Here is a 21,424-nt window from a genome sequence, read left to right as displayed (position 1 = left end):
CGGCCGCGCTCTGCGACCCCCTGATGGTAACCATGCCGTTGGATGTGGGCGGGCCACACCGACTACCGTTGTCTGCCGTGAGCTCATTCCCCTGCAGCAAGGACGTGCTGTCCGACTCGGTGCCCCTGTTGTCGGTGCCGGAGGTTGCCGAACGGCTCGGGATCCTGGTGACCCGGGTGCATCAGATGTTGCGTGAACACCAGCTCCTCGCGGTGCGCCGCGACGGTGTGGCCGGTGTTCCCGCGATCTTCTTCGACTCCTCCGGCGAGGTGGTCAAGATGCTGCCCGGCCTCATCACGGTGATGCGGGACGCGAAGTACACCGACGAGGAGATCCTGGAGTGGATCTTCACCGACGATCCGAGCCTGCCCGGCAAACCGGTCGAGGCATTGCACGGCCCGCTCGCCCGCGAAGTGGTGCGCCGGGCCGCCGCCGAACCGTTCTGACCGGGGGCTCGACGAGCCGCGCGCTGGTCACCTGACGAACTGTCCCGTCGGCGTGGCCGGGCGCATCGCGCGCCTCGCGTCCCGGTCGCGGTCGTGGTCGATCACGCGCGGGCGATCGTCGCGGGCTCCACCGCTGATGTCGACAGCGTCAGGGGTTCACGCGGCGCCCCCGAAGATGTACTCAGCCGCAGCGGATCCACATGCCGCAGCGACAACGCGGCCACCACGGCGACGAAGGTCGCTGCGGCCACGTGCCAGAAGCTGTACAGGCCGATGGAGCCGTCGGGTTGGAAGACCAGCATCAGCCAGGTGCAGACGCCGACCAGCACCATCGAGGTCGTCGTCGACAGCGCGAATCCGGCGGCCAGCGCCAGCGGCCAGGAGTAGTACCAGGGCAGCGCGGCGGGGGAGAGGATCACGATCGCGACGAACGCGATGAGGATGCCGAAGACGGCCTCGCGCTCGCTGTGGCGGAACCGCCACCAGGTCGCCACCAGCACCACCACCAGCGCGACCGCGCACAGCGTGCGGGTCACGCTCAGCACCGACTCCAGGCGCAGGTTGGTGACCCAGGTGGTGGCGTGCGCCATGACGGTCGGCAGCGACAGCCAGTTGATGATCTTCTTCGAACCGGACAGCGCCGTCAGCCAGCCGATGCCGACACCGGCGATGGCCGAGGCGGCGACGAACACCACCGCGAACACACTCAGACCCAGACCGGCGATCTTGGCGAAGGTCAACACGGGGTGCGGCATGTCGGGCCCCGGCTTGGCGGCGTCGGGCTGCCCGGATTGCTCGCTCGAGGCCGGATCGCGTTCGGCGTGCGGGTCGAGCGCGGCGCGTTCGAGTGCCCGCCGCTCACGTTCGTGCAGCATCCAGATCCACACCAGGAACGGCAGTGCCACCCCGGCCGTCGCCTTGATGGCCACACCGATCGCGACGACGACGATGCCCGCCACATGATGGCGTTCGAGTACCAGCGCGATGCCCGCGCACATCAGCCCGACCATCAGCATCTCGTTGTGCACGCCGCCGATCAGGTGGATGAGCACCAGCGGGTTGAGCACCGCCAGCCACAGCGCCACGGTGGGCCTGCCGCCGAGGTGCTTGGTCAGATACGGCACCGCCCACATCATCAGCGCCAGGCCCGGCAGCATCACCAGGCGAAGGGCGATGGTGCCCGAGACCACATCGTCACCGGTGATCGCGGTGATGGCGCGGCCGAGCAGGAGGAAGGCCGGACCGTAGGGAGCGGTGGTGGTGGTCCACACCGGGCTCACATTGTCCAGCAGCACACCGGGATTGGCGACCGGCCCGACCGTGTACGGGTCGAATCCGTCGCGCAGCAGCGCGCCTTGGGCGAGATAGGAGTACGCGTCGCGGCTGAACATGGGCACCGCGAACAGCAGCGGGAAGATCCAGATGCCGACGATGGCCCGCAATTCGTTGAGCGTCACGTGCACGGGGCGGCCGCCGAAGCCGAGGGTGCTGCGGCCCAGGCGCACCCAGGCGGTGATCATGGCCAGCACGCCAGCCCAGATCAGGATCGTCGACAGCGCGTACCCGTGTCCGAACCGCAGCCACGACAGGTGCAGCGCCTCGAGCAGCGGATCACGGGTGCGGACGCTGCCCGCGCCGAACCCGCCGAAGGTGATCAGCGCCGCACCGACGAAACCGAGCAGCGCCGCGTGGCCCTCCGGACTGCGGGCGAAGTCGGCCCAGGCCTGCATCCGAGTGCGGCCTCCGCCGGGAACGGCGCCGGTGACGGCTTGGGCGGGGGCTGCGGTGCTCGTGTCGGGGGGATGCATGTCGTGTCGGTTCCCCCGGGCGAGATCGGCGGTCGCAACCGCGTGTGGATATGGTCGGCAGTCAGTTTAGTAGTTGTTCGGCGGGGCGCTCGCCCTGGTACGGGCGGCTTCTCCGGAGGTGTGTCCCTGGCCGCCGACGATCCGGTGTGCCGCGAGTTTGCCTGACAGCAGCACCGTCGGCACCCCGATGCCGGGGATGGTGCCGCAACCGGCGAGGACCACGTTGTCGGCGAAGCGGGGCATGTTGCGGGTGCGGAACGGGCCGGTTTGCCGGAACAGGTGCGCGGTCGCGAACGGCGTGCCCGCCAGCATGCCTTTGTCGCGCCAGGTGTACGGGGTGTCGAGGTGGTCGACGGTGAAGTGCTCGGCGATGCCGCGGTAGCCGCGCTGTTCCAGCAGCGACAGCAGTTCGTCGAGATAGGGCCGGGCCAGGCGGTCCCAATCCAGCGGCGCGCTGTCCAGGTTCGGGCACGGCGCGAGGATCGAGAACGGTTCGTGGCGGCCGTCCGGGCGGGTGACGATCAGATCCGGGTCGGTCAGCGCGGGCCGGGTCAGCAGCAGCGAGGGTTCACTCATGAGCTTGCCCTTGCCGGGCCGGGTGGCGATCTCGCGGAAGGTCTGTTCCCAGGCGGCGCCGAAATCGATGGTGTGGTGGGCCTGCACCGGCCAGCTCGCGGCGACCTCGGCCGGGATGGTGCCGTGCGCGACGACCGCCGAGGGGGAGGCGCGCAGCCCGCGTCTGCGTCGGCCGCCGAAACGTTCGATCGAACCCAGGTCGGCGGTCAGCACGACCGCGTCGCACGGCACGCGCTCGCCGTCGGCGAGCACCACCCCGGTCGCGCGCTTGCCCGCGTAGTCGATCCGCACGACCTCGCTGTTCAGTTTCAGCGTGCCGCCCGCGTCGGTCAGGGCCGAGGCCATGGTCTCGGCGACCGCGCTCATCCCGCCGCGTGGGAAGTAGACGCCCATCGAGGTGTCCATGTGCGGGATCGCGGCGTAGACGGCCAGCGCGTCGGTCGGGGCCATGCCCGCGTAGAGAGCCTGGAAAGTGAACAGCCGCGTCAGGCGGCGGTCGGTGAGCAGACGGTCGATCTTCGCGCCGAGCCTGCCGAATCCGCCGAGCCGGACCAGGTCGAGCAGTGCGGCTCGTTTCGCCGGTGTGCGCACCATGTCCAGCGGCGAGTCGAAATCGGCATCCATGAATTCGGCGAACTCGGCGCGATAGATCGCGGCGAGCCAATCCCGCAGCCGTCGGTAGCGGACGGCCTCGTCCGGGCCGCAGGTGCGCGCGACTTCCTCGGCCATCAGGTCGGGGTCGGCGAAGACACGGATGTCGGAGCCGTCGGCGAAGCGGGCGTGATAGCTCGGCGACAGCGCGAGCACATCCAGCGGGACCGGCGCGGAGGCACGGGTGTGACCGACGGCGGCCAACGCCTCGTCGACGAGTTCGGGCAGGGTGAGCACGGTGGCGCCGGAGTCGATCCGGTAGTCGGGGCCGGTGTAGCGCCCGACCCGGCCACCGGGATGGTCCGCACGTTCGATCAGGGTGACCTGTCGACCCGAGCCGGCCAGATACAGCGCCGCGGCCAGCCCGGACAGACCCGCGCCGATCACCACGACCCGATCGGTCGGTCCCGCAACGGTTTTCATCTGGGCTCCTCGTCACCTGAGTGTCGTTTCCGCCCCGGAACGCGCTCGTCCTCCGTGCCGCGAGCATGCGGGCGCCTCGGTGCGCAGGTTACCCGGGCGCACCGGGGCACGATCCGGCACCCGGAACCGGGGAGGCCGGAACCGGGTGTGCTGCGGCCGGGGGTGTCAGTCCTCGATGAAGTCGTCGTCCTCGGGAAGCGCCGAACACGACCGGGGCACGGGGAAGTCGCGCCGCGTCGGCAGCGAGGCGCCGAGGATCACCCGGCGTTCGGTGAGAGCGGCCAGAGCCTTGCCACGGCGCTTGCCGGTGCCGCGCGGGGCGGGCCCGGCCCCGACGGTGATCACCCGGTGGGCGGGCGACACAACGGCTTTCATGCAATCCTCCTGGTAGCGGCCAACGCCATACCGCGAAGGGTCTGCTTCGCGGCGGGCGTGGCCGAACTGGTTTCCAATGCGGCCAGGCCGCGTTCGGTGAGATCGGCGATGCGCTGTTCCACATCGTCGACGGCGCCGAGCTCGACGAGCACGGCGCGTAGGCGTTCCACGTTCTCGGCATCCAGATCGGTGCCGATGCTGTCCCGCAGCAGTGCCGCCGCGGTGTGGTCGGTGGCGTCGGCCCGGCGCAGCGCCTCGGCCAGCAGCACGGTGCGCTTGCCCTCACGCAGGTCGTCGCCGGAGGGCTTACCGGTCACCTCGGGATCGCCGAACACGCCGAGCAGGTCGTCGCGCAGCTGGAAGGCGATGCCGATGTCGGTGCCGAAGGTGCGGTAGGCGGCGATCAGGCCGTCGTCGGCGCCCGCGAGCGCGGCGCCCAGATGTAGCGGCCGCTCCACCGTGTAGGCGGCGGTCTTGTAGCGGTTGATCCGCAGGGCCGCCTCGACCGAATCGTCGCGACCCGCTTCACCGTTGATGTCGAGCAGTTGCCCGCCGAGCACCTCGGTGCGCATCAAGGCCCATACCGGGGCGAAGCGCGCGAGCGCGGCTTCGCCCAGGCCCGCGGCGTGCACCATGTCGTCGGCCCAGGCCAGGGCCAGATCGCCGATCAGAATGGCGACACCGACGCCGAAGTGGGCGGGGTCGCCGGACCATCCGCGCTCACGGTGACGCTGTTCGAAGTCGACGTGCACGGTGGGGAAGCGCCGACGGGTGCGCGAGGAATCGATGATGTCGTCGTGGACGAGCGCGCATGCCTGGACCAGCTCGAGCGCGGCGCACGCCCTACGGACCGCACCGGCCTCGGCCGAGTCCTCGTCGCCGCCCGCGCCCAGCCAGCCGTGCCAGGCGAAGGCGGGCCTGGTGCGCTTGCCGCCGCGCAGCACGAACGATTCCAGGGTGTCGGCGGCTTCTTCGAAGATCGGGCCGAGCGCGCTCACCGAGGGACGTCGGCCGGCGAAGAACTCGACGAGCGCGGCTTCCACGGAGGCGACGAACTCCCTGGACCCCAGCGTCGGCGCGGGTGTCCCGGCGGCAGGGATTCGTGTCGGAGTACCGGGTCCGGCGGACAGAGGAACCTCCAAGGTCACGGTGTCGTTGCTGCCCGGTCGTTGCTGCGCGGACGTATCGGGCAGTTGCGGGGGCTGGGTTCGGCTTGGCGTTGTTCGCGGCAGGCGTGAGCGCGCGCGGGTGCGCGAACTCACGATGCCGCCGCCACGAAGAATACTCGCATGTAGGCAAGGTGTGATCGGCGGGCTCCCCGCGCGCGCCGAAAGCTGTCCTACCTGGTGTTCTGTCCCGAACACGCGAGCGGCCGCCCGGCACCACGGGGTCTCACTACACTGGACCGGTGACTTTCGATCCCGCGCCCTCGTCCATCTCCGGCACACCGTCGGTGGTGCAGAGCCTGCGGGCCCACGAGGGCCGTGCGGTGCCGTTCTCCGTCGAGTTCAACCCTCCCCGCGATGCCGCGGGCGAGGCGCGGCTGTGGCGCGCGGTGCGGGAGTTCGAGTGCATGCATCCGGCCTTCGTGTCGATGACCTACGGCGCGGGCGGCTCCACCAAGGACCGGACGGTGCGCGTCACCGGCCAGCTGGCGCGGGAGACCACGTTGCTCCCGGTGGCCCATCTGACCGCTGTCGGACACAGTGTGGCCGAGCTGCGTTCGCTGGTCGGCGCCTACGCCGACTCGGGCATCCGCAACATCCTGGTGCTGCGCGGCGATCCGCCCGGCGACCCGCTCGGCGAATGGCACCGCCACCCCGAGGGCGTGGAGTACGCCGAGGAACTGGTTCGCATCGTCCGGGATCTGGGCGACTTCCATGTCGGTGTCGCCTCCTTCCCGCAAGGCCACCACCGCTCGCCCGACCTGGACTCCGACACCGCGTTCCTGGTCGCGAAACTACGCGCGGGCGCGGAGTATTCGATCACCCAGATGTTCTTCGAGGTCGATCACTACCTGCGGCTGCGCGATCGGGTCGCCGCGCTCGACCCGAGCGAGGGCGCCAAGCCGATCATTCCCGAGCTGATGCCGATCACCTCGCTGCGCACCGTCACCCGCGCCGAGGAACTGTGCGGACGGCCGTTGCCCGCCTCGGTGCTGGAGCGGCTGCGCCGCGCGGCGGGCGACGGGCCGGAGGAGAACAAGGCCGCGGTGCGCGAGGCCGGCATCGAGATCGCCACCGAGATGGCGCAGCGGCTCATCGCCGAGGGCGCGCCCTGCCTGCACTTCATCACCCTGAACTTCGCCAAGGCGACCAGCGAGGTACTCGCCAACCTCGGCTACGGCGTGACCCCCGCCCCCGCGCGCGCCTGAGAACCGCGGCCCGCCCGTGCGGGCGGCACATTCATCGCAGACCGACGCCCGGACGCGGATACTGTTCGCCCGCTTCGACGGCCACCCGCAGCCGGTTCTGCTCGGGCGCGACCGGGCAGGTGGCGAAAGCGGTGAAGGCGCAGGGCAGGTTCACCGCACGGTTGAAGTCGAGAGTGACCGTGCCCTCGGCATCCGGGGCGGGCAGGGTGAGCGAACGCGCGGTGGGGAAGGTGGTGACCCCGCTGGTGGCGTCGGTGAACAGCACCCGCAGTCGCGCGCCGGTGCGGAACACCACGACCCGTTCGGTCACCGAGCCGATGCCGAACTCGATCTCGCCGACCGCGATGTGCCGGTGCTCGAGGCCGTCGATCACCGCGCCCGTGGTGATCGTGCGGGGCGCGGGGTAGGCGGTGTACCGGCCTCGGACGACCCAGCGCGGGTCAGGGGAGTAGGCCGGGATTCCGGTGAATCCGGCCGACGCGGGCGCGGCCGGATCGTGTACGCGCACTCCGTGGCGTCCGGTGCGCCGGACGACCTCGAGGATGCGGCGCTCGTGGCGCACCTGGAGGCCGGGCGCACCTTCTGCCGGGACCAGGATCCGCACGCCCGCGATGTCGCTGCCCTCGGCGACGAGCCGGTCGCCGGGCTGGGCGGTGATGAAGACCTTGTCGTCGGTCACCCACCAGGTGCCGGGGACGCCGGGCAGGCGGCTCGGTTCGTCGGTGAGCCAGTGCAGGCCGGTGAGGCTCAGCACGCCGAGCGGATCGCGCAGGCCGTCCTCACGGGTGCTGTGCCAGCGGGCCCATTCGGTGTCGAAACTCGTCACGGTACTTGCCGTCATGACGCGCGGGCTCCTTCGTGTGCGGCGCTGTGCTGGTGCGGGTGGGGCGCCCCGAGGTGGTCACGGCGGCCGTTTCCGCGGGCCGCACCAGGATGCGAGCCCGGTCGCCCGACGGACAAGGTCAGCAATCACCGTGAGCCGATCCCTATCCGCGCAGCCGGGGACGCGGGACCATGGTCGTCTTCGGCCCCGTTCGCGACGGTGCGCGGTGCTGCCCCGCCTTGCCGACCGTGGCCGTCACGAACGTGTCGTGACGGCAGGACGTCCCTTCCAGCGCACCGACCCGCGTCGCCGCGCGCGATGCGAGCGGAGCACCAGCAGTTGATAGGCCGCGACCGAGACCGGATGCGCGAGCGCCGAACCCACATCTGCCGCGCGCAACGCGGTCCCGGTCTCGAGACGGCGCGCGAGCAGCCTGCCGGCCACCGCCGCCGCGTAACCGAGGGTCCCGATCCCGCGTAGCCGTCCGCGCCCGAGCACCGCGGCGGCGGGAGGAATCCAATAGGCCGTACCCGCCGCGACACCGATCGCCGCCGCCGCCGTCGGTGAACCGCCGTAGGCCGACCACAGCCAGCGGGTGTACCCGGTGTCGAGTTCGGTTGCGCCGCGATACATCCGGGTGCTCGCCAGCCGGCCGGCCGCCACCATCCGGGTGAACGACCCCGCCCGGCGCAGCGCTCGGGCGATGTCCAGATCTTCGGTCGGGCTGCCCGCCACCGACGCGTGCCCGCCGATCCCGCGATAGGCCGGGACGTCGAAGACCAGGAACTGCCCGTTGGACACCACGGCGCTCGGCCGCAGGCTCCGATCAGCCAGTGGCACCGGCAGATTCGATGCCCACGACCAGCACAGCAACGGCTGCACCAGCGCCTCTGCCGGCGACCCGGACCGCTGCCACGGCCACGGCGCGACCATCGCCGCACCGCTGCGCCGCAGTTCCGCCACCGCCGCCGCGATCGCCTGCGGTGCGAGACGAACGTCCGCGTCGAGGAAGACCACCACCGACGGTGCCGACGGGAAACCCCGGCGGGAGTCGGCAAGGGAGTTGCGTCGCTCGCCGGATGGGGTGTCGGCCGGGTCGCCGACCGGCGGGTGGAGCCGCTCGCGTGCGACGGATGCGATCAGCTCCCCGGTGGTGGAGTCCGGCCGTTCCCTGCCGGCGTCGATGCGAGCCGTCGGGTCGGGGGTGTGGGCACCGGTGAGCGCGCCGGGAAGTGCGTCGGTGACCCCGGCGTGGACAGCCAGACGCGCGCAGGCCGCGGCTTTCCCGGTCCATCCGGGCGGTGGCGGCTCCTCGGAGCGCAGCACGGTGATGCGCGGGTCGTCCCCGGCGGCGGCCCGGGCGCGCTCGGCGGTGCCGTCGGAGGATCCGTCGTCGAGGATCAGCACGCGCAGCCGTGGGACGCCGACCTGAGCGCGCAGGTCGGCGATCAGATCGGGCAGCTTGTCGGCCTCGTCGCGCGCGGGGACGCAGACCGTGACCGGTTCGAGCACCGCCGGACTCGGGTGCAGCCGGGGCACGGTCAGCCGGTTGATCAGGGCGATGACGCAGCCGGTCAGCGCGAGGCCCGTGCCCAGGTGGGTCGCGGCGGTGACGGCCGGTTTCAGCGGAACTGCTTGACCGAGCGCCACCAGCGCCGCCAGGAGAACTGGTGTTCGGGGACCTCGGGCGTGGGATTGCGGTTGAGGTAGGCCATGCCCGCCACTATCGCGGCGACCGCGAGGGTGATGCCTCCGACGATGCCCGCCCAGCCGGCGAACGAGCGGGTGTTCGGGTCGGGGTAGCCCACCTCGGCGCGCAGCGTGGAGACCTCGCCGGGCGGCAGCTTCCACGACACCGTGTTGTCGCCCTCGCGGGTGCCGTTGGTCTTGGCGACCCGCGACGGGAAGGCGATGGTGAATTGGACGTCCGAGCCGTGCGGCGGCACCGACTTCAGGTCGATGCGCCCGTTGAGCGACACCAGGTCGCCCGTTCGCTGGAACTGCAGCTGGATCATGCCCTGCGCCTGCTCGTTGAGCTGTGACAGCTGCTGCACATCACCGAAGGACAGGTCCTCGAAGAACACCTTGCTGCCGACATAGCCGTCCTGGTTGTACGGCTCCACGCGCACCTTGGAGGCCAGCGACTCCGGTGCGGTCAGCTGCGGGCCGGTGTCCTCGGCGGAGGCGGGCACCACGGCCGCGACGATCCGCCCGGACACCCGGTCGTTGGACGACACCCCCATCGAGACCTGCACCCGTAGGCACCCGGCCAGCATCGGCACCAACAGGGCCGCGAGCAGGACGGCGGACGCGGCGCGAATCCGCGCCGTCGGCCGCGAAACGACCGCGATGGTCGCGGCGGGTGGGGTGGCTGCACTCGATCGCACGGGTCACATCGTGCCAGGCCCCCCCGCGCCCGGCGCCAAAGGGCAGCCACCGACACGGTGATTCGGCGCATCACCCGCCCGGACGCACCACGCTCGCGAACCCGTGCCGGACCAGCCGGACCAGCAGGGGGACGCCGAGCACACCCATTCCGGCGAAGCCGTAACCCGCCGAGACGGGCAGCCCGAGGAAGGCCAGGTGCGCCAGCGCCGAACCCAGCCAGGTCCACAGGAAGACCACCACCGGCACGGTGTCGTCCACGCCCGATCGTCGCTGGGAGGGCGGCGGCGCGGCCTGCTCCCAGATCGTGAGCACCAGCGCCATGATCAGCGCGACCACCAGCCAGCCGAGATAGTTGGTCAGCGGGATCTCGGGGATGCCGGGCAGCCCGGAATCGGTATCGCACCAGGTCCATCGGTCGTCGGCGACCATCTGCGGATCGAGGAACAGATCCCAGCCCAGCGCACCGGCCATCGTCAGCGCGATGCGCGCCGGCGCGCGCATCGCGCCCGCACGTTCGGTCAGCAGCGTGGCCACCACCCACACCGGATACAGCCCGCCGGTCCAGGCCAGCGGGATCAGCAGCGGCACTTCGGCGAACGAGGGCCCGAGTGGCCCCAGGGCGTATTCGTAGCAGCCGTAGGGCAGGCCGGTCGCGACGCCGAGGATCTCCGAGGACAGGCCGAGTCCGGAGATGATGACCAGTACGCCCGCGGCATAACGGAACCCGCGGGTCACCGTGGCGTGCGCGAGCGCGGTCGCCGCGGACAGCAGCACGACGGCGATCGTCACCTGGTCGCGCGCCGAGCCGGAGGTCAGCGGATATCCGATCTGCGTGAGCACGAGCAACACCGTGAACAGCATCGGCAACTGCCGGGTCCACCGCGCCCCGGTCGACGGCGCCTCGATCATCGGCGCGGTAGGAACGGGATGCGGGCCCGGCGGCGATCGCGCAGGAACAGCCGCGCCGCGCTGCGTCCGCTGGCGCCGCTGACTCCGCCGCCGGGATGGGTCGACGCGCCGGTCAGGTACAGGCCGGGCGCGCCGGGCACCCGCTGGCCGGACAGTTCCGGCAGCGGCCGCCACATCATCACCTGATCCAAGGACATCTCCACGTGCATGACGTTGCCGCCCAGCAATCCCATCTCGCGCTCCAGATCCACCGGCGTCTGCACGAACCGCTGCCGCACCGAACCGGCGAATCCCGGTGCGAGCGCGTCCACCTCGCCGATGATCCGGTCGGCCTCGCGCTCGGCGTGCGCGGTCCACGCGCTGCCGTCGGCCAGACGATACGGATGCCATTGCGCCCACAGCGAGAGCTGGTGCTCACCGGGCGGGGCGATGCTCGGATCCACCGCGCTGAAGCTCATCGCGAGCACCGCGGGCCGGGGCGGCAGGTCACCGGCCATGGCCGCGCCGTGTGCGCGGTAGAGCTGCGCGCGATCGGAGACCAGCAGTTGCAGGCCGCGCGCGGATTCCGCCGCGCTCGCGCCCGGATAGGCGGGTAGCGCGTCGGTCGCGACGCGCACGATCATGCCGATGCCGGGACCGACCCGGATACGGGAACGCCAGTCCTCGATCACCGCGGCGTCGAAACCGCCCGCCGCCAGCAGATCCAGCGTGGTCAGCACATGCGCGCCCGCGATCACCGCTTCCGCGCGGATCTCCCGGCCCGCCTCGGTGCGCACCCGCCAGCCCGCACCGTCGCGGTGCAGCGATGTCGCCGCCTCACCGGTGCGGATCGTCGCGCCGTCGGCGCGCAGCCGGGCGACCAGGGCCTCGGTGAGCGCGCCGCTGCCACCCACCGCGCGGCCCGGCGGCAGGGTGTGCATGAGCGCGGCGAACCCGACCATGGGCGCGGTCCCCGGCTCCGACATGGGCGGCCCGGACTGCGCGCCGAACCAGGCCAGCGCCGCCGCGAGCCGCTCGTTCCGGAAAAAGCTGTCCAGCAGCGCGTCCCCGGACTGCAGGAACTCCCGCGACAGCGCGCTGCCGCCGGACCCGGTATCCAGTCCCCAGAACGCGCGCAACAGATGCGGCGGCCGCGGCGCCGCACCGAAGGCGCGCATCACCCGGGCGCTGCGCGGTCCCCAGATCCCGACGAAGCGGCGGTAGGCGTCGGCGTCGCGGGAGCCACAGGCGCGTTCGATCGACGCGCAGGTCGCGTCCAGATCGCGGTGGAACACGATCGGCGGCCCGTCGGCGGCGGGGGCGAAACCCCACGGATCGCAGTCGATGTAGCGCAGCCCGAAGCGGGCCAGCTCCAGATCCTCGACGATGCCGGTGTGTCGGATCATGATGTGCGCCGAGGAGCCGCGATCCACCCGATGCCCGGGGAAGCGCTCCACCGTGGACACCGCTCCGCCCAGCACCTCGTCGCGTTCGAGCACCTCGACCGCGTGCCCGGACCTGGCCAGATAGGCGGCGGCGACGAGGGCGTTGTGTCCGCTGCCGACCACGACGACGGTCACAGCGGCAACCGCCTGCCCAGGATGGCGAACGGCCTGTTGTCGCCGGAGAACACGAAATCACGGATCACGTCGTCGAATCCCTCGCGTCGGTACAGCCGCCACGCGCGGTTCTCCTCGGCGGGCACCTCGGGCGTGGACAGCAGCACGGCCTGCTCCGCGCGACCGGTGAGCAGCCTGCGCAACAACGTCCGGCCGATCCCGAGGCCCTGGGCGCTGGGATGCACGTGGAGTTCGGTGAGTTCGAAATAGTCCGAAAGCAGTTCGTAGGCGGACTGTTCGGGCCAGCCGCAGCGGCGCATGCCGACGTGCACCTGCTGATGCCACCACTGGTTCGGCGCGCCGTGGTAGCCGTAGGCGATCCCCAGCATCCGCGACGTGCGCGGGTCGACGTAGCCGTTGTCGTCGGGCAGCAGCGCCGCGACGGCCTGCCAGCCCGCCCGGGTGGTGTGCTCGGTCCACATGGGGGCGCGATGGTTCTCCGTGCCCCGGGGGTACCCCATGGCGGCCACGTACACCGACAGCGCGTCGTGCAGCCGGTAGCGCAGGTCGGCGACCGAGAGGTCGACGACGGCGGGGGCGGGGGTCTGATGTGGCGTGACGGCGGTCATGGCTCTCGTCGATGTCGCGCGATGGGCGGCGTGGTGGTGGGGCGGGGTGGACGTTCGCTCGGCAGAACTTGTCGGTGGGTGTCCCTATATTCAAGCTCAATTCAAACGTTCGAATATCTGTTCGGTCCGCGCGGTGCGCGGGACGGGGAGCGCGAGCGGTGGTGCCGGTGTCGTCCGCGGGGCCGGCGGCGGTGCCGCGCCGGTTCGGAAGGGGACCGCTGATGAGTCGCAACGCAGCACGGGAACGGCCGGGCAAGGCAGGCATCCTGCTCGACAAGGCCGACGGTCTGCTCCTGCAGGCAGCGGGGGAACGCGATCCGCGCGAGCGGTTCCGCACGGCCTACCTGGCCGCGCTGCGTGGCGCGGGCGCGGTGCTGGCCTGCACCGGAGCCGATGCCGCGCCGCGGGCCAGGTCGCGCAACGCCTGGGTGCTGTTGCAGCGCGCCGCGCCGGAATTCGTCATGTGGGCGGACTACTTCGCCGCCCGCTCGGAACTGCGCGCGGCACTGGAGGCCGGGCTCGACCGCGACGTGGGCGAGGCCGACGCCGACGAGTTCGCCTCGCGGGTGGGCGCATTCCTGCACGACGTGGCCGATCTGCTGCAGTCGGCCGCCCGTTTGCGCCTCGCCCCGGACATGAGCGCGTAGCGGCTCGGCGACAGTTTCGTTCCACAGTGCCCATTGGGTGGTACGGCCCTGATCGAACTCGTATCATGGGGGACAGATGGCCGCCAAGGTCGGCTATCTGTCGCCTACCCGGAGGCGACAGTCACGCCTAGTGCCGGGGGAGGTACCGTGCCACTCTCCGAGCACGAGCAGCGCATGCTCGAACAGATCGAGAGCGCGCTCTATGCTGAGGACCCGAAGTTCGCCTCGTCCGTACGCGGCGGGCGACTTCGCACCACCACGAGTCGTCGTCGACTCCAGGCTGCCGCTCTGTTCGCCCTCGGCCTGCTGTTGCTGGTCACGGGGATCGCCGGGCCGAAGCCGGGTGGGTTCCCGATCATCAGTCTGATCGGGTTCGTGATCATGTTCGGCGCCGGTGTGCTGCTGCTGGCCGGCGGTAACAAGGTGTCCGGCGGCGATGTGCCCACCGGCCGAGCCGGCTCCGGCGGCTCTTCCGGTCGAAGTCCCGGCGGCAGCCGTGGTCCGGGCGGGCGCCAGCGCAAGTCCGGCGGGTTCTCCGAACGCATGGAGGACCGCTTCCGTCGCAGGTTCGAGCAGGACTGAACGCGCGTGGGTGCGGTTCGCCGCGCCCACGACATCCTCATACACAGGCGGCGCCGACCCTCACGGGTGCGGCGTCGCCTTCTCGTGTTCGCCGGGCGGTCGCGGGCTCGGCGTGTCCGCGCCTCCGGTGACCTTGCCGACCGTACAGGCGACCGGTAGGCGCCCGACCTGTCCCGGTGTGGTGCCCGGCGACACGCCGGGCGCTGATGTTCGTTCCTCGTGCACCGGCATTCTCGTCGGACGGGCCCGCGACAGCCGATCCGGTCCTCCCCACAACCCTCCACCGCGCTCCCCGTGACACCCCTTCCGTGGCCGTCCGCCGGGGAGTTTGCTGGTTGTTTTCGGGCTGTCGCGGAGTGCCCGTCGCGTGTCGTCAGGACATGCGCAAAGCCCCCCACATCAGTGATAGCTGGGATGACCTGCGGAATCGCGGGAGCGGGGAGCCAGATCACCTCTTGTTTCGATTGAAAGTGGGGGAAAGTGGGGTAATGTGGAGCGCGCACTACAGGAGAGACCATGCAGGCTCGGTGATCCGGTAGAGAGGTGACGAGAAGATGTTTCTCGGTACCTACACACCGCGCCTGGACGACAAGGGGCGACTCACGTTGCCTGCGAAGTTTCGAGACGAGCTGGCGGGAGGGTTGATGGTCACGAAGAGTCAGGACCACAGCCTTGCCGTATATCCCAAAGAGGAGTTCACCGCGCTCGCTCGCCGAGCCGCGGCCGCGTCTCGTAGCAATCCGCAGGCACGGGCATTCGTCCGGGCGCTGGCAGCCGGTACGGACGAACAGTGTCCGGATACCCAGGGCCGCATCACGTTGTCGGCGGATCACCGTCGCTACGCCAACCTGTCACGGGAGTGTGTGGTGATCGGCTCGGTCGACTTCCTCGAAATCTGGGACAAGCAGGCGTGGGAGTCCTACCTCGCCGAGCACGAGGAGGATTACGCGCAAGCGAGAGACGAGTCGCTGGGCGGGATCTTCTAGCCGGGCGAGCGAGTGCCGCGCGGTCTCTGTCCGAGCGCGGACCCTGGCGTACTTCCCCGACGCCAGGTGCCGGTTCGGACAGGGACCACGGGGCACTCGCCCCCGGTGATCATCACCGATATGTCCAGCCCGCTACAGCATTCACCGCGTGACATCCCCGACGAGAACGGCCCGAGTGGACTCGGCGCCCTGCCTCGCGGTTCGCACGGACGCATATGCAAGCGAAAGAACAAGTGGAACAAGGCGACCCGTGTGCGCCGGCCGGAGACCACTCCACCGGATGCCCGTCACGGTTCCGACGAACGCGAGGCAGAATCCGGGAGGTCGAGGTGAACCGTGAACAACGCGGCGCCCGTCATGTTCCGGTCCTGCTGCGCCGTGCCGACGAGTTGCTCGGACCGGCGCTCACCGAGCCCGGTGCGGTATACGTCGACGCCACACTGGGATTGGGTGGTCACGCCGAACATTTTCTGAGCGCCTACCCCGGACTGCGCCTGGTCGGTCTCGACCGGGACACCGAGGCCCTGCGCCTGGCGGGCGAGCGACTCGCGCCGTTCGCGGACCGGATCACGTTGGTGCACACCCGATACGACGGCATCGCCGACGCCCTGGAGCAGGCCGGGCTCGATCCGATCGGCTCGGTCAGCGGCATCCTGATGGACCTCGGCGTCTCTTCCATGCAGCTGGACGAGGCCGAACGCGGCTTCGCCTACTCGGTGGACGCGCCGCTGGACATGCGCATGGACCCTTCCACCGGGATCACCGCCGCCGACGTCCTCAACACCTACAGCCACGGCGATCTCGCCCGGGTGCTGAAGAACTACGGCGAGGAGCGCTTCGCGGGCAAGATCGCCTCGGAAGTACTGCGCAGGCGCGCCCAGCGGCCCTTCACCAGCAGCGGCGAACTCGTCGAACTGCTCTACGCGACGATCCCGGCCGCCGCCCGCCGCACCGGCGGGCATCCGGCCAAGCGCACCTTCCAGGCGCTGCGGGTGGAGGTCAACGGCGAACTCGATTCGTTGCGGGCCGCGCTGCCCGCCGCGCTGGACTCGCTGCGCCTGGGCGGGCGGATCGTGGTCATGTCCTATCAGTCGCTCGAGGATCGGGTCGTCAAACAGGAACTGGCCGCGCGCACGACCTCGCGCACGCCGGTGGACCTGCCGGTCGAATTGCCCGGCATGGGCCCGGAATTCCGGTTGCTGACCCGCGGCGCGGAGAAGGCGACCGAGCAGGAGATCGAGGAGAACCCGCGCGCCGCGCCGGTGCGGATGCGGGCGGCCGAGCGGATCGAGAAGTCCTCGTGAGCGGGTGGCCGGAGTCGACGGGGTGGGGATGTCCATGCGGAGCAGAGGAGGCGACGACGCCATGAGTATTCGGACGCGCACGGTCCCTTCGCCGGGTCGTATCGCCCGCCGGGTGCAGGCCGCCGATCGGGTCAAATCCGGTGCCGCGCAACGCGCCTACGCCAAGCGGAGGTTGCGCGCCGAACAGCTCACGGACACACCGCGGCTGCCCCGCACGACCTCGGCGATGTCGGGACGGATCCCGTTCGTCGCCGCGATCATCGCGATGCTCGGCTGCGGTCTGGCGCTGACGCTGCTGCTCACCACCCGCGCCGCCGAGGACAGCTACCAGCTCAGTGACGCCAGGCAGCTCAACCGCACCCTGGCCGAGGAACGCGCGGCGCTGCAGCGCGAGGTCGAGGCGGCCGACTCGGCGCCCGAACTGGCCGCCCGCGCCCGCGAACTGGGCATGATCCCGGCCGACGATCCGGCCCGGCTGCTGATCGCGCCGGACGGCGCGGTGATCGTGGTCGGTACCCCGACCCCGGTGCAGGGCGCGCCCGCGCCGCCGCTGAACACCACACCCCGTGATCCGGCGAGTCCCGCCGCACAAGGCGAGCAGGTCGTTCCGGTGACCGCCGCGCTCACCCCGGCTCGTACGCCGGACCCGACGGCCGGTGATCGACAGCCCGCACCCGCACAGCCCGCGCCGGCTCCGGTTCCGCCCGGCGATCCCGCCGCGCCCGCCGCGCCGGTCGAGGGGCAGCCGGCACCGCTGGGCACGGAGGGGCAGCCTGTCCCGCCGGTCGAGGGCGGGCCCGCACCGCTGGGCACGGACGGTCAGCCTGTCCCGGCGGTCGAGGGCCGGCCGATCGAAGGTCAGCTGCCCGCCGGGACGCCGCTCGCGCCGGAGGGCCCACCGCCCGTTCCCGAACCAGCTTTCGCGGAGCCGGTTCCCGCGGCCGTCGAGGGTCTTCCCGCTCCGCCCGCGCCGGTCGGAGCGCCCCGGTGACGCAGTCCAGGCCCGCACCGCCCCGGCGGCGCGGGCCGTCGGCATCCCAACGTGCGGGCGCCCCCGGCCTCGATCATCCGATGCGCCTGCGCCTGAGCGTCGGCCGGATCGTCATGCTGGTCGCGCTCGTCATGGTCGCGCTCCAATTGCTCTGGGTGCAGAGCATTTCCGCGCCCGGACTCTCCGCGCAGGCCGCCAGCCAGCGCACCACCCGGCTGATCGACGAAGCCACCCGTGGCCCCATCGTCGATCGCAGCGGCAAGTCGCTGGCGTTCACCGTCTCGGCCAAGGCTCTGACTTTCCAGCCGGTGGCCGAGCGCGCGAACCTCGCCGCGGCGCGGCAGAAGAACGACAAGGCGCCCGATCCGGAGCAGCGGCTGCGCGATATCGCTAGGACCATCCACGAGAAGCTCGGTCCCGGTGCGCCGAAGGAGTCCGAGCTGCTCGACAAGCTCAACAGCGACGAGCAGTTCGTGTATCTGGCGCGCAGCGTCGATCCCCGCATCGCCACCGAGATCATCGTCGAGTTCCCCGAGGTCGGTTCCGAACGCCAGGACATCCGGGAGTACCCGGGCGGCTCGCTGGCCGCCAATGTGGTCGGCGCGACCGGCTGGGACGGGCACGGCCTGATCGGCCTGGAATCGGCGCTGGACTCGGTGCTCGCCGGCACCGACGGTTCGCACACCTACGACCGTGGCTCCGACGGCGCGGTCATCCCGGGCAGCTGGCGCGACAAGCAACCCGCCGTCGACGGCAACAGCGTCGAGCTGACTCTGGACTCGGATCTGCAGTACTACGTGCAACAGCAGGTGCAACTGGCCAAGCAGCGCTCCGTCGCGGCAGGCGCCTCCGCGGTGGTGCTCGACGCCAGGACCGGGCAGGTGCTCGCGATGGCCAACGACAGCACCTTCAATCCCATGCTGGAATCCAAGGACTGGACCTCCACCGGTAATCCCTCGGTGAGCGATCCGTTCGAACCCGGCTCGGTGAACAAGATCGTCACCGCCGCCGCGGCCATCGAATACGGCCTGACCACCCCCGAGGAGGTGCACCAGGTCCCCGGTTCGATCCGGATGTCCGGGGTCACCGTCAGCGACGCCTGGACCCACGACGTCGCGCCCTACACCACCACCGGCATCTTCGGTAAGTCGTCGAACGTGGGCACGCTGATGCTGGCCCAGCGGGTGGGTGAGGATCGCTTCGCCGACATGCTCGCCCGCTTCGGGCTCGGGCAGCGCACCGGCGTCGGCCTGCCGGGGGAGACCGCCGGGCAGGTGCCCGCCAGGGATCAGTGGTCCGGCGGCACGTTCGCGAATCTGCCCATCGGCCAGGGCCTGTCGATGTCGCTGCTGCAGATGACCGGGATGTTCCAGGCCATCGCCAACGACGGCATGCGTATCCCGCCGCGCATCGTGAAGTCCATCGTCGCGCCGGACGGCTCCCGCACCGACGAACCGCAGCCCGAGGGCGTGCGGGTGGTCGGCGAGGAGACCGCGCGCACGCTGCGCACCATGTTCCAGTCGGTCACCCAGCACGATCCGGCCGACCCCGATCAGAACGGCACCGGCATGCAGGCCGCGGTGGAGGGCTACCCGATCGCGGGCAAGACCGGGACCGCGCAGCAGATCGATCCGCGCTGCCAGTGCTATTCGACGTCGAGCTACTGGATCACCTTCGCGGGGATGGCTCCGGCCGACGATCCTCGCTATGTGATCGGGCTGATGCTGGACAATCCGCAGCGTAGTTCCGACGGCAGCGGCGGGCAGTCCGCGGCGCCGTTGTTCCATTCCATCGCCTCCTGGGCGATGCAGCGCGATCGCATCCCGCCCAGCGTGGAGCCGTCCGGAAAGTTCGTGTTGCAGGCCGGTGCGTAGGGGTTCGGGGGCGGACTTCGGCGTGGTCGCGCGGGTGCGTGCGGCGGGAAGGCCGAGCCACGTTGCCCGCCGATGCGCGCACGTCGGTAACCTGACTTGCCGCCACCTTCGCGGTGTCCGCTGAATCCGCCCCCTCGGAGAGGAGCAAGGTGCCCCAGCAGTCCAGCCAGCCCGTGTTGCGGCCGATCGATCCACCGACGACGCCGCTGTCCACCGTGCTGGCGCTGACCGGCGCCGAACCGGCCACGCCAGGCGTGCCGGTCGACGAAGTGAGTGTCACCGGTATCGAACAGCGCTCCGACGCGGTGCTACCCGGCGACCTGTTCGCCGCGCTGCCGGGCTCGCGCGCGCACGGCGCCCGGTTCGCCCGCGCGGCCGTCGAGCGCGGTGCGGTGGCGGTGTTCACCGATGCTGACGGCGCCGCGCAGATCGGCGAGCTGCCGGTGCCGGTGCTGGTGCGCGAGCACCCGCGCGAGGTGCTCGGTGAACTCTCCGCCGCGTTGTACGGGCATCCTTCGCGCAAGCTTCGCCTGGTGGGCATCACCGGCACCTCCGGCAAGACCACCACCTCCTACCTGGTGGAGGCCGCGCTGGCCGCCTCCGGCCTGTCCACGGCGTTGATCGGCACCATCGAGACCCGGATCGGCGGATCGCGGGTGCCCAGTGCGCTCACCACACCGGAGGCACCGCAGCTGCACGCGATGTTCGCGCTGATGGTCGAGCAGGGCGTGCAGGCGGTGGTGATGGAGGTGTCCAGTCACGCGCTGGCACTGGGCCGCGTCGACGGCGTGCGCTTCGATGTGGGCGCGTTCACCAACCTCTCCCAGGACCACCTGGATTTCCACGCCGACTTCGAGGACTACTTCGCGGCCAAGCGCAAGTTGTTCGAGGTGTCCTCGCCGGTGGCCGCGCGCACCGCGGTGATCTGCGTCGACGACGCGTGGGGCAGGCGGCTGGCCGACAGCCTGCCCGCCCCGGTGCGGGTCGCGGCCTCGGTGGCCGAGGCCGCGGGCGCCGCCGCCGATTGGCGGGTCGCGGGCCCGGTGCGCACACAGGGCGGTGGACAGGAGTTCACCGCGAGCGGACCCGCGGGCGAGTTCGCGATGCGGCTGCGGCTGCCCGGCCGCTACAACGTCGCCAACGGGCTGCTCGCCTTGGCCGTGTGCGCGGCCGCGGGTGTCGATCCGGCGGTTGCCGCGCCCGCGCTGGGCGAGGTGGATGTGCCCGGCCGGATGCAGCGGGTCGAGGCGGGGCAGGACTTCCTGGCCGTCGTCGACTACGCGCACAAGCCCGCGGCACTGGAGTCGGTCATCGCCACCCTGCGCGAGCACCTGGCCACCGGTGATCCGGCCGCGCCGGGCCGGCTGGCCGTGGTCGTCGGCGCGGGCGGGGACCGGGACGCGGGCAAGCGCGCGCTGATGGGCGCGGCGGGCGCGCGCGGCGCGGATCTGCTCGTCATCACCGACGACAATCCGCGCACCGAGGATCCGGCCGCCATCCGCGCCGCGCTGCGTGCCGGTGCGCTGGACGTGCCCGCACCGGTGCGCGGCGAGGTGCTCGAGATCGGCGACCGCGCCGAGGCGATCGAGGCCGCCGTACGCTGGGCGCGCCGCGGTGACGCGGTGCTGGTCGCGGGCAAGGGACACGAGGCGGGGCAGGAGATCGACGGGGTCAAGCACCCGTTCGACGATCGCGAGGTGCTGGCGGCGGCCCTGGCGCGCAAGACCGGCGCGGCGGCACGCACGTGAACGGTGAAGCGATACAGCATGTTCGGCACGATGGGCGCGACAGTCGCCCGGGAGATGCCCGTCCGGATCGGACGGGCACGGAGGACTTGACGGTTTCATGATCGAGATGACACTGCGGGAGATCGCGGAGGTCGTGGGCGGCACGCTGCACGACGTCGCAGACCCGGAGGTGCGGGTGACCGGTACGGCCGAATTCGATTCGCGCCGTATCGGTGCGGGGGATCTGTTCCTGGCGCTGCCGGGTGAACGGGCCGACGGACACGACTACGCGCGCGATGCCGTCGCCGCCGGTGCGGCGGCGGTGCTCGCCGCGCGACCGGTCGGCGTACCCGCGGTCGTGGTGGCGCCGAGC

At 71.2% G+C, this 21,424-nt stretch carries 20 protein-coding genes; 10 read left to right on the top strand and 10 right to left on the bottom strand.

Annotated features, from left to right (window positions below; all coding sequences use genetic code 11):
• Window positions 1-77: 77 nt before the first annotated feature.
• Window positions 78-446: an Rv2175c family DNA-binding protein gene (locus NS3_RS13120; protein ID WP_067858970.1), complete on the top strand. Its 369-nt coding sequence runs from the start codon at window positions 78-80 to the stop codon at window positions 444-446.
• 101 nt (window positions 447-547) lie between these two features.
• Here NS3_RS13120 and NS3_RS13115 read toward each other — a convergent pair whose 3' ends face one another.
• The 4 genes from NS3_RS13115 to NS3_RS13100 all read right to left on the bottom strand — a co-directional run bounded on the left by NS3_RS13115 (window position 548) and on the right by NS3_RS13100 (window position 5,421).
• Entirely contained in the window at window positions 548-2,254 is a 1,707-nt protein-coding gene (locus tag NS3_RS13115; protein WP_067858967.1) for an alpha-(1->6)-mannopyranosyltransferase A, read from the bottom strand.
• Between the two features lie 66 nt (window positions 2,255-2,320).
• Window positions 2,321-3,904 (bottom strand): phytoene desaturase family protein, encoded by a 1,584-nt coding sequence (gene crtI / locus NS3_RS13110; RefSeq protein ID WP_067858964.1) that lies wholly within the window; start codon window positions 3,902-3,904, stop codon window positions 2,321-2,323.
• Between the two features lie 165 nt (window positions 3,905-4,069).
• A complete protein-coding gene (locus tag NS3_RS13105) occupies window positions 4,070-4,279 on the bottom strand; it encodes a hypothetical protein (RefSeq protein ID WP_067858961.1) in 210 nt (69 codons plus the stop codon).
• Window positions 4,276-5,421, bottom strand: a complete 1,146-nt coding sequence (locus tag NS3_RS13100) for a polyprenyl synthetase family protein (protein WP_067859470.1) — start codon at window positions 5,419-5,421, stop codon at window positions 4,276-4,278. The genes NS3_RS13105 and NS3_RS13100 overlap by 4 nt, the downstream gene beginning before the upstream one ends.
• 293 nt (window positions 5,422-5,714) lie before the next feature.
• Here NS3_RS13100 and NS3_RS13095 point away from each other — a divergent pair, with 293 nt between their 5' ends.
• Window positions 5,715-6,653, top strand: a complete 939-nt coding sequence (locus NS3_RS13095) for a methylenetetrahydrofolate reductase (protein ID WP_067859467.1) — start codon at window positions 5,715-5,717, stop codon at window positions 6,651-6,653.
• 31 nt (window positions 6,654-6,684) lie between these two features.
• On the opposite strand, the gene NS3_RS13090 is transcribed toward NS3_RS13095, so the two are convergent.
• The 6 genes from NS3_RS13090 to NS3_RS13065 all read right to left on the bottom strand — a co-directional run bounded on the left by NS3_RS13090 (window position 6,685) and on the right by NS3_RS13065 (window position 12,940).
• Window positions 6,685-7,494 (bottom strand): DUF1684 domain-containing protein, encoded by an 810-nt coding sequence (locus NS3_RS13090; protein ID WP_067858957.1) that lies wholly within the window; start codon window positions 7,492-7,494, stop codon window positions 6,685-6,687.
• Between the two features lie 237 nt (window positions 7,495-7,731).
• Window positions 7,732-9,033 (bottom strand): glycosyltransferase, encoded by a 1,302-nt coding sequence (locus NS3_RS13085; protein ID WP_373865305.1) that lies wholly within the window; start codon window positions 9,031-9,033, stop codon window positions 7,732-7,734.
• A gap of 65 nt (window positions 9,034-9,098) precedes the next feature.
• On the bottom strand, window positions 9,099-9,752 hold the full coding sequence (locus NS3_RS13080) for an LppM family (lipo)protein (protein WP_245649605.1): 654 nt from the start codon (window positions 9,750-9,752) through the stop codon (window positions 9,099-9,101).
• Window positions 9,753-9,933: 181 nt separating this feature from the next.
• On the bottom strand, window positions 9,934-10,773 hold the full coding sequence (locus NS3_RS13075) for a carotenoid biosynthesis protein (protein ID WP_067858954.1): 840 nt from the start codon (window positions 10,771-10,773) through the stop codon (window positions 9,934-9,936).
• Window positions 10,770-12,332 (bottom strand): phytoene desaturase family protein, encoded by a 1,563-nt coding sequence (locus NS3_RS13070; RefSeq protein WP_067858951.1) that lies wholly within the window; start codon window positions 12,330-12,332, stop codon window positions 10,770-10,772. The genes NS3_RS13075 and NS3_RS13070 overlap by 4 nt, the downstream gene beginning before the upstream one ends.
• On the bottom strand, window positions 12,329-12,940 hold the full coding sequence (locus NS3_RS13065) for a GNAT family N-acetyltransferase (protein WP_067858949.1): 612 nt from the start codon (window positions 12,938-12,940) through the stop codon (window positions 12,329-12,331). The genes NS3_RS13070 and NS3_RS13065 overlap by 4 nt, the downstream gene beginning before the upstream one ends.
• A 221-nt stretch (window positions 12,941-13,161) precedes the next feature.
• Between NS3_RS13065 and NS3_RS13060 the strand changes: the two genes are divergently transcribed.
• From NS3_RS13060 to NS3_RS13025, 8 genes are all read left to right on the top strand, one after another.
• Window positions 13,162-13,587, top strand: coding sequence for an SAV_6107 family HEPN domain-containing protein (locus tag NS3_RS13060; RefSeq protein ID WP_067859457.1), 426 nt, complete (start codon window positions 13,162-13,164; stop codon window positions 13,585-13,587).
• Window positions 13,588-13,734: 147 nt separating this feature from the next.
• Window positions 13,735-14,169, top strand: coding sequence for an SCO2097 family morphological protein (locus NS3_RS13055; RefSeq protein ID WP_067858946.1), 435 nt, complete (start codon window positions 13,735-13,737; stop codon window positions 14,167-14,169).
• A gap of 554 nt (window positions 14,170-14,723) precedes the next feature.
• Window positions 14,724-15,155 carry a division/cell wall cluster transcriptional repressor MraZ gene (mraZ, locus tag NS3_RS13050; RefSeq protein ID WP_067858943.1) on the top strand — a complete coding sequence of 144 codons (432 nt, stop codon included), beginning with the start codon at window positions 14,724-14,726 and terminating at the stop codon, window positions 15,153-15,155.
• Between the two features lie 329 nt (window positions 15,156-15,484).
• Window positions 15,485-16,459 (top strand): 16S rRNA (cytosine(1402)-N(4))-methyltransferase RsmH, encoded by a 975-nt coding sequence (gene rsmH / locus NS3_RS13045; RefSeq protein WP_067858940.1) that lies wholly within the window; start codon window positions 15,485-15,487, stop codon window positions 16,457-16,459.
• Between the two features lie 61 nt (window positions 16,460-16,520).
• Window positions 16,521-17,450, top strand: coding sequence for a cell division protein FtsL (ftsL, locus tag NS3_RS29690; RefSeq protein ID WP_174550470.1), 930 nt, complete (start codon window positions 16,521-16,523; stop codon window positions 17,448-17,450).
• Entirely contained in the window at window positions 17,447-19,324 is a 1,878-nt protein-coding gene (locus NS3_RS13035) for a peptidoglycan D,D-transpeptidase FtsI family protein (RefSeq protein ID WP_373865303.1), read from the top strand. Before ftsL ends, NS3_RS13035 begins: the two co-directional genes overlap by 4 nt.
• Window positions 19,325-19,473: 149 nt before the next feature.
• The gene (locus NS3_RS13030; protein ID WP_067858931.1) at window positions 19,474-21,072 is read left to right on the top strand and encodes a UDP-N-acetylmuramoyl-L-alanyl-D-glutamate--2,6-diaminopimelate ligase; all 1,599 of its coding nucleotides are present in this window, start codon (window positions 19,474-19,476) and stop codon (window positions 21,070-21,072) included.
• 97 nt (window positions 21,073-21,169) lie between these two features.
• The coding region (locus NS3_RS13025; RefSeq protein WP_245649595.1) for a Mur ligase domain-containing protein at window positions 21,170-21,424 on the top strand (255 nt) is incomplete at its 3' end.

This window comes from Nocardia shimofusensis NBRC 100134 (genome assembly GCF_001613125.1).
Taxonomy (GTDB): domain Bacteria; phylum Actinomycetota; class Actinomycetes; order Mycobacteriales; family Mycobacteriaceae; genus Nocardia; species Nocardia shimofusensis.
Note: the sequence above shows the minus strand (reverse complement) of the source record. Positions and strands in the feature narration are given on the sequence as shown.